The sequence below is a fragment of the Rhodopirellula maiorica SM1 genome (assembly GCF_000346295.1).
GTDB classification, from domain to species: Bacteria; Planctomycetota; Planctomycetia; order Pirellulales; family Pirellulaceae; genus Novipirellula; species Novipirellula maiorica.
The window spans coordinates 1-8,270 of the sequence record NZ_ANOG01000923.1 but is presented as its reverse complement, the minus strand read 5'-3'; the positions used below and the strand labels follow the sequence as shown (position 1 = coordinate 8,270).

Genomic DNA, 8,270 nt, shown 5'->3' with positions numbered 1-8,270 from the left:
GAACACCACCGCTGGCGACTATGTACTCAGTTCACCATATCGGCGGATCGTTTCAGGTGACTTGCACCGAGATCTTGGCATTCATTGGAACTTGGCGGTGAGGACGAGAACACGATCCGAGTCGAAGTTGCTTATCTTTGCAAATTGTTTCAATGGTACCGGGCGGCCCCGCGCCCAATGCCATCTACTTTCGTAGTGGGACTCGCCAGAGTTCCTGATGTTTCAACAACAAAGATGGGAATTCTGGCGAATTCCACTACTTTAGCATCCCCCAATGGTTGCCAAAGTAGATGGCACTAGGCATATCAGCACGGCAGCCTAGCGAGTCCAAATGACGTTGAAGCTGCCGGTATGAAAGGCTTGCCGTTCGTTGATCTGCAGATCGTAGTTGGCGCCCACAGTCGTGTTGCGATGTTGGTACGCGTAACCGCCAAAACCTACGAGAGCCCAGTCGCGGCCTAAGTCCAGACCATCGAGGGCAAAGCTTGTTCCGTCCAAACTGCCGGTAACCGTGGTCGCAGGATCAAGAAATTCGTGCATCCATTGAACACGAGTAGTCGGCTGCCAGGTCCAAGCCGATTTCATCAAGGTCCGCTGCGATCCGTAGCAATGAGCGCCCAGGACGCTGCGAAATGAAAACGCATCAATGTCATCAACCGTGACACCTCGCGTCCCCGTTTCGGTGAAATCGTCCTGGTGCACCCAAATGTGTTGCAGCGAGCTAGTGGGCTGGATCGTCAATGACCGCCACGATCGCGTCCAGCCACGTTCTAAAAATACGCCGGTCTGGACGCCACCGAATTCACCTTCGACTCCTCCGCTGCGAGATGTTTCGTGATCGTTGTAGCCCGCGTTGCCAGCCAAGATATAGTAGTTGCCTTGGTCGTCTTGTCGATGCAAGAACACTCCGGACTGTACCCCGTTGATGTCCGCGCGAGCACCATCATCAGAACGAATCGCTTGGTAGCCATAGTTGCCAAACACGCCGCACAATGTTTGTGGATCGATTCGTCGGAACACTCCGAACTGCGTGCCGCCAGCAGCGTAGTCGAAACCGGCCGCCATTCCGCGTCCGTCCGCCTGGCCCCCGACGCCGTAGCCTTCAATCCAACCACTCCAAGTGCCGTTGGTGCGGTAGCCGCGTCTCTGTCGTGACGATTCGGAATGCCCGGTGGGGAGCAGCATCTCGGCGTCAACGTAGCTGACCAATTGCAAATCATTCTCGCTTGACGGAGCGTCCAAGGCGACGAACTGGATGTCGCCGCTGTTCGAGTCGCCAGCGGTGTTGACGATATTGTGAATTTGATTACGCAGCATTTGGAATTGGAAACCACCCGTCTGAATCAAAACATGAGTGGTGTTGCCCAGCAGATTCGCGAGGGATGATTCCGCAGAATTGGCAGCGGGGTCCGGCGTGGGGTCGGGTGTCACCAACACCAAGTGCAGCGTTGACTCTTTCTGAATGTTGTAGTCCGATAGCGTGCGACCATCTTCGAGTTGTTTGCCTGCGAAAATCAGTCGTTGATGGTCTGGAGGAGTGCCCTCTTTGTCTTGGATCTTCTGCTTCACATTTTCGATGCTGTCCGATGCTTCCACGTCCAGCGTGATCGTCTTTCCGGCAAGCGTCTTGACGAAGATTTGCATCGCCGAAGCCTCTGCCGCCATCGTCGCGCCGACGATGAACAGCAATCCAGTGAAAAAGGGTCGGGTGAGTAGATTACCCATGAGGATGCGAAGACTCGAGGTTGGGTGGTGACGAGGTTGCGGCATGAATCGATCGCACGCAAACGGAATATCGACGAGACAAGTTCATCGGATCGTCATCAGCGCTAATTCAAACAGCTTTGCCACAAAGCGGACAATCCGGATGATCGATTCCACCGAGCCCCCAGATTGCGATTCCTCTTTCCCCCGCCCACGCAGAGGGAGTGGAGGAGTGTTTCTGCCTTTTTAATTTCTAAGCTCCCATCTTTTGACCTTCCGGCGTTTGTCCGGTGGGGGGCATTCGTACTGGATGTAGCAACGCTCGATTTTGCTTCTCACATTTTCCTGGACAATCTGCTGCATTGATTAAGCCGCTAGGCAGAAGTTTTTCCGTAGATTGGCCGCTTTGGCGCCAGCGTGCTGTTGAATTAGTCGTACGATGGACTTCCTAGTCCGTCGAATACACCCATGACGGACGAGGTAGTTCATCAGGGTTGGCCCAGACGGCTAATCGATTTCTGCCAATAATCCGGTTCTACCTGATTACCGAGTGACTTCGACGTTGTCGAATCGAAAGCCTGTGAATCCATATAAACCACCAGCGGAAGAAATCAACGAGGAGGCGCCGGTTGGTGAGCCGTATCGGGATCGTCTGCGCACAAAGCCGCGTCGGTCTTTTTCGGTTGCTGTATTTGGCACGCTGTTCTTTGCGGGGCCGTACAACAGTATCGCTCCTGTTCGAACGGTGACCTGCGCGATCGCATTCGGGTTGGTGGCTGTTTGGGGCGAACGTATCTACCCACGCAACTACTGAATCTAGCCAGTTGCGGCAACCTGATACCCCGTCGTTTTTATGTGAGTTCGAGATCAGAAGCTTGTTGTGCTAATTGTTTGTAGGGCTTGGCGAAATGATTGCGGCATGTTTTTGTAAATCTCCACAACAGTACCGCTGAACGACGTATAAGTCGTGCTGTTGGTTTTGATCTCGGGATCAGCGCCGTGCTCGAGCAACAACGTTAATACTGCAAACGCCTTCGTCTGTGTTTCCTCGTTTTGAAGATGCTCGGGATGAATGGCCCAGCGATCAAACAATTCAAACAGCGGTGTTTGCCCACGCTGGTCTGTCGCGTTGACGTCTGCACCATTGGCAATCAGCAGTTCGCACACTTCAAGATGATGAAAGCGGGCAGCCTGATGGAGTGCGGTCGAGTCCTCGGAGTCTCGCGAGTTAACGTCGGCGCCCCAGTTCAAAAGTTGCTTGATCCGTTCTGGCTTTCCAAATTTTGCAGCGGAACCCATTAAGCTGCCTGCGTTCTGGGCCAAATCTGGTTTGGCATCTTTTTCCAGCAACGCATCGTAGACTTCGTAAAGGTTCTTCGCCGCTGCACAACGAACGTAATTTTGGTGTGCGGACGCATCCGCTTGGGTGATGTCGATTCCGTTGTTCAGCAGCGTCACGCAAGTCGCGATGTGACGTTCTTTGTCGTCCGGTTTTTGATATTCGAACGTGCCATCAATGGCATGGTGCAGGGCGGTTTGCCCACGATGGTCGACTGCATTGACATCCGCGTTTAGTTCGATCAATTTCTGGCAAATGCTTGGATGTGCGGCTCGAGCATGACGGTGAAGAATCGTCTCGTCGTTCTCGTTCGTGCGATTGACCCAATTCTCGTCGCCATGCGACATCGTTGCGGCGGCCAGCATCGGAAATATCTTCGACATCGCTTCGGGCATCGGGGTGTCTGAATGATGGTGGGGAAGCAAGTGTCGTTGCATCGCAATGTGCAGCGGCGTGCAACCGTCGTTGCGAGCAATCGTCGGATCGGCGCCGGCGGCCAACAGGACTTGAACGCATCGCGGAGCTCCGAAGTTCACGGCTTCGTGCAACACTGTATGGCCAACGCCGTTCTGGGCATTGATGTCGACAATCGGCTGCTGGCCGGGACGCTGCGTGTATCTCAAAAGCAGCTTGAGTGCTTCGACATTATCATCAAACACAGCCGCAAACAGGATCGTGTTGTCTTTTTGGAAAAACTTGATTCCCGACTCGTATTCGTAGGGTTCGTAAATAAGTGAACCCCACAAATTAGGATCGTCCGAGAACTCGCGAATCAGGTAGCGGCAAAGATTCAAATCGTTTGCCATCGCGGTGTGATACAGCGGATGAGCAAAGTCGCGGAGGTTGCAATACGAGGTGGCCGCGTCACTCTGAACGCAGTACTTTTTACGTTCACCCGCCTCGACAACGAGTTCTGCTAATTCGGGCGAACGATGGTCAATTAAGGCAATTCGCAGCAATTCGTTGCCGACTGCGGGATCCGGCTTCGCCCGTACTCCCTTGGACAGCAGATACCGACAGAGATCTTGGTCGCCCGACTGGACCGCCGCTCGCAGGTGCGATTCACCGTAGTCGACAGGCAGTTTCTCTTCCAAAATCTGCACCAGTTCCGCGTCGCCAGTCGCGATTGCGTGGGCGAACAGCTCGGGGGAGTCCGGTTTGATGTCTTCTGCAGCGCCGGCAGCGAAAAGACGTTGAACGAATTTTCGTCTCTGCTCCGGCACCACGACCTGCATGATCGCTTGATGCAAAAATGCAAATTGATCGGCGGCTTCACCTTGATCAATGATGAAGTTCAGCATGTCGAGATTGCCAGAGGAAATCGCCAGCGACACGGGCAGCGGGGCAGGTCCGTCACGCTTGTTGTTCGCGCTGGTCGGCGTGAGTTCCGCGCCGTGGGCAAGTAACAGCTCGGCTGTCTCGATTGATCCCGAAAGGATCGCCGCCTGAAGCGGTGTTTGGGCAGGGTTTGGTTCTTCATCACTTGACCCGTGAACATCGAGCCCCGCGTCCAACAACAGTTCACAAATCTCGGTTTGGCCGCGTTTGGCGGCAACGTGCAACAAATTTTCGCCGTAGTAGGTCTCATCGGCCGGATGTCCCGATCGCAGCAGTCGACGGGTTCGTTCGACCTCGCCATTGATCACTGCCTCGGCAAGCGGCTTCGCACTGACCTCGATGTAAGGTTGTGATTCCATTTGTACAGGTGGCGGAACTTGTTTGTCACGCGGCGTGGATAGCGGCAGCGTATAGTCGGGGAAATGTTCCCTCAGCAACTGAAGCGTTTGCGGTGAAAGGTCCTGCGAAAGCTCATCCAGCTCGTCTGGCCGTCGCTGGGCTTGCGAGTTGTGAGTCGCCGTTTGCTGCGACTCGGTTTGCGATGGCGAGAGCGGTTCTGTTTCGCGCGGTTCCTGACATCCAATGGCTCCAACCGCGATGGCAATCATCGCGATTTTGTAGACATGACTATCATGCAGGAGAAGAGAGCGAAACATGCTAGTGCTAACGAACGGTCGGCGGAAGTGCGAATTTGGGTGCCTTATTAGTTTAGCAAAGCGGTAACGCCGACGCTTGTCGATGCCGAGATGGAAAAATAGAGGAGCGTGGTTAGTTGAAGATTTTCATGTCGCGTTGCCCTATTCGTTAGCTTTCTGTTCTCGCAGTTTTTCCCGGACTTCCATCAGGATTCGTCCCAGTATGTTTTTGCCGCTTCCGTCACCGCCGTCGCCCCAATAGTCGTCGTTTGAGGTGTGCTCGATCAATTTCGCGTCGCCGGTCGCCAGCAACCGTTCCCGCAGTTCGTGATGTTGAGTGAACTTTGCCATGACTGCATCTCGCATCACGTTGTCTTTGATCGAATCCCAGTCACGCCGCAGCTTCTTTTTACGATCACGCCCGAGTCGTGCGGCGATCATCGGCGTCTTGGCCTTTCGCACCTCTTCACGATGACCGGCGTCGTGAAACTTTTGTCCCTGAAAGTAGTGCTCGGATGTCGGCCAGCGTTTCCCTTTCAGCTTAATGGGGAATGCAGCGAAATTTGAGAGTTCGCCATATTCGTCGTTCACGCTGTAGAATTTGATGACGTTTTTTTCTGACATGGCGGATGTCCCGGTGCTTCGTCTAGAGGCAGGTGTATTCTTATCAAAGACAAAAAGTGCACAGGCAAGGTTCGGGGAATGTGAACCCTCACTCAAAATTCGTGTCAAAATTCGTGTCGTAGACTGCCACCAGCGAGCACATTCCAGCAGATAAGCAGCTCGGCAGAAGTCTTCCCGCATGTTAGCCGCTTTGGCGTTAGCCACGGTTCCGACGTTCAACCGGGGCTAGCGCCAAACGCAACGCTGTGAAGCAATTTTCGTAGCGAAACTCGCAGAGAGTTTCGGTTTTACTGGCGTGGCCGAAAGTCTCTGCGATTTTCGCTACAGTGAATTCGTGTTTTCCTTATAGGGAGATATGCTTCACCGCGTTGGCCCAAACGGCTAACTGGATTCCACCCCATGATTCCAACCTACCTGCTTAGTTACATCCCATAGCCGCCGACGCATTTTAGGAGGGCTTCAGAAGATCCCACTGAGCAGCCCGCCGAATTTCGGTGTGGGCCTTACTTCGTATGGCGAAGGCCATATTTGCAGCCGTTTTTGCGGCAGTGTGCTGATCGATTTCAATTGGCTGTATGGTCGTCGTCGAGTGCCGACTACTTGCACAAATAATGAGGAACCGTTCGGTGATTAGCTGTGGAAGTCACGTATTTCCGACCGGGCTTGTCCCGGCGGGATAACAACTGGCAACTACCATTGTCCTGTCCAAAAATATTTCTGACCTAAAGGTCAGAGGCATCGGGGGGCTTGTTGGGTAGCTGCCAGTTGTCGCTCCGACCGGGACAAGCCCGGCGGAAGCGAGGGGAGCAGACTTTCAGGATTTATAGATCGCAGGTTCCACGGGTACGGCGACTGTGGATGATTCCATTGAACTTGAAACCAGCATGTGACGCCTCGAAGGCGAATCAGCGGATGCAGATAAGAATGACCTGGAATAGGATCAGACCTCGGCTCGGCGAGCTTCTGCTAGAATTTGGATGGCCCCACGCACGACGACCGCAGAAATAATGAGGCCTATGATTAGGTCTGGAAATCGCGAGCCGGTGATTTGAACCAACAAGCCCGAAAGAATCACGCCAGCATTCGCCACGACGTCATTGATCGAACAAATGAACGATGCGCGAATATTGACTTCGCCGCGTCGATGTTTCAACAGGATCAACAGACAGGCGATATTCGCAATCAATGCAGCGGTTCCCATCCACATCATCAGAGTGGCTACGGGGTCACTTCCCAGAAACGCCCGTCGACTCGCATCAACGAGGACGCCGATGCCAAGGGCAAGCTGTAGACTGCCGTTGAACCGAGCCGCACCTCGGCGAATCGAGGCAGCACGCCCGACGGCATAAAGGCTAATCGAGTAAACGCTTGCATCAGCGAGCATGTCCAACGAGTCAGCAATAAGGCTGGTCGAATCCGCCCAGATACCAACCCCAAGCTCGGCTGCGAACATGAACGCATTGATCAACAGAACGGTCCACAGGGTGCGGCGCTGTTGCAGGTTGTCAGCTTCGGTTGGGCAACATGCATTCACGCTGAGCTTAGCCTCCGATGTTTGCGGTGTTTCCGGTCTCGAGTCTTGGTGTTACGGTGAAAGCCATCGCCGCACTTGTTGTTCCGAAACAAATTCTGTTGTCTTCTACCATTCGAAGCCTCGCAGCGGATGAGAACAAGTCCGCAGTTTTGGCGAGAAGTCGGCAAATTAACTTGATTGAACGATTACCTATGGCGGGAAATGAGTTATTTGACTGATCTTGCACTGATGAAAGCGGATCCATTCGTCGGATCGAGTGGAATTCGGAAAAAATTGCGGTCGTTCCCAATATCGTTGGCCTCCAGGCGAATAGAGCCGTAGGTCCAGAATCCACCGTTCACCATCCACCGTTCGCTGGCGACGTTCAATGCGTTTGATACTATCGGCTCACGCCCTCCTGATGCTGCTCGCGTCGACGAACTTCACGATCGTTACGTTCCTCACGTCAGGCGAACCATTACATTGGTGCTTCTTCAAGTACGCCTTCGAAAACGGTTTTGGGGTACCCTACCAATCCGAGTTTGGTTGGTGGGTTACTGTAACGTATCTATTGTCCTTCGCATGCGGGATCATCGGTTTCGCGTTTTGCTACCGTGACCGACGGTACACCGTCGGCCCAATAGGGTTTCTCATGTCCTGTGTCGGACTCGTCTCGTTCCTGATCGAAGCTTCTCACTGGGGATTCGATCATAATCTCTCGTGGATTGCTTTCTCGCCAGCCGCCATGCTGGTCCTTGCTGCGATCGCCTTGGTGCCGCGGAGAGGCCGCTTCTCGCGAACGTCGTCCAAACCAGAGTTGTCAAACCAAACGTCTGGCGTGTAAACCAACAAACAACAGAGGGTATCTGAGTCACGGGGCCTTTGCGAAAACTGAAATCAACCTCTAGGAAGACAATCATGCCTGGATTTTTTGAGATTCTCATTATTGCCATGATCCTCTGCGTGCTCGGTGCTGGCGCGTTCCTGCTTTTCCGTGCTGGCACTCGGAAATAGCGGTCGGTCGTTCAAAGTTGCTGTTTTGGATGACCAGGGGCCGTTCGCCCAATGCCAACTATTTTGGTAGCGGCACGGCGCGAGCCGTCCGGTTGAGTCGTGT

Annotated in this window: 5 protein-coding genes and 1 pseudogene; 1 reads left to right on the top strand and 5 read right to left on the bottom strand. The window is 53.7% G+C overall.

Annotated features, from left to right (window positions below):
- Positions 1-318 precede the first annotated feature (318 nt).
- From RMSM_RS37885 to RMSM_RS29280, 3 genes are all read right to left on the bottom strand, one after another.
- Entirely contained in the window at positions 319-1,725 is a 1,407-nt protein-coding gene (locus RMSM_RS37885; protein ID WP_008705919.1) for an autotransporter domain-containing protein, read from the bottom strand.
- An 846-nt stretch (positions 1,726-2,571) separates the two neighbouring features.
- Positions 2,572-5,037 carry an ankyrin repeat domain-containing protein gene (locus tag RMSM_RS29285; protein ID WP_008705915.1) on the bottom strand — a complete coding sequence of 822 codons (2,466 nt, stop codon included), beginning with the start codon at positions 5,035-5,037 and terminating at the stop codon, positions 2,572-2,574.
- 141 nt (positions 5,038-5,178) lie between these two features.
- Positions 5,179-5,640: an NADAR family protein gene (locus tag RMSM_RS29280; RefSeq protein WP_008705913.1), complete on the bottom strand. Its 462-nt coding sequence runs from the start codon at positions 5,638-5,640 to the stop codon at positions 5,179-5,181.
- 504 nt (positions 5,641-6,144) lie between these two features.
- Here RMSM_RS29280 and RMSM_RS43900 point away from each other — a divergent pair.
- A pseudogene (locus RMSM_RS43900) lies at positions 6,145-6,252 on the top strand (NIF family HAD-type phosphatase); the annotation flags it as partial.
- 328 nt (positions 6,253-6,580) lie between these two features.
- On the opposite strand, the gene RMSM_RS29275 reads toward RMSM_RS43900, so the two are convergent.
- Together RMSM_RS29275 and RMSM_RS43520 are read right to left on the bottom strand one after the other, a co-directional pair.
- Positions 6,581-7,174, bottom strand: coding sequence for a cation efflux transmembrane domain-containing protein (locus tag RMSM_RS29275; RefSeq protein ID WP_008705909.1), 594 nt, complete (start codon positions 7,172-7,174; stop codon positions 6,581-6,583).
- A gap of 547 nt (positions 7,175-7,721) precedes the next feature.
- A complete protein-coding gene (locus RMSM_RS43520; protein WP_261340357.1) occupies positions 7,722-7,850 on the bottom strand; it encodes a hypothetical protein in 129 nt (42 codons plus the stop codon).
- Positions 7,851-8,270 lie beyond the last annotated feature (420 nt).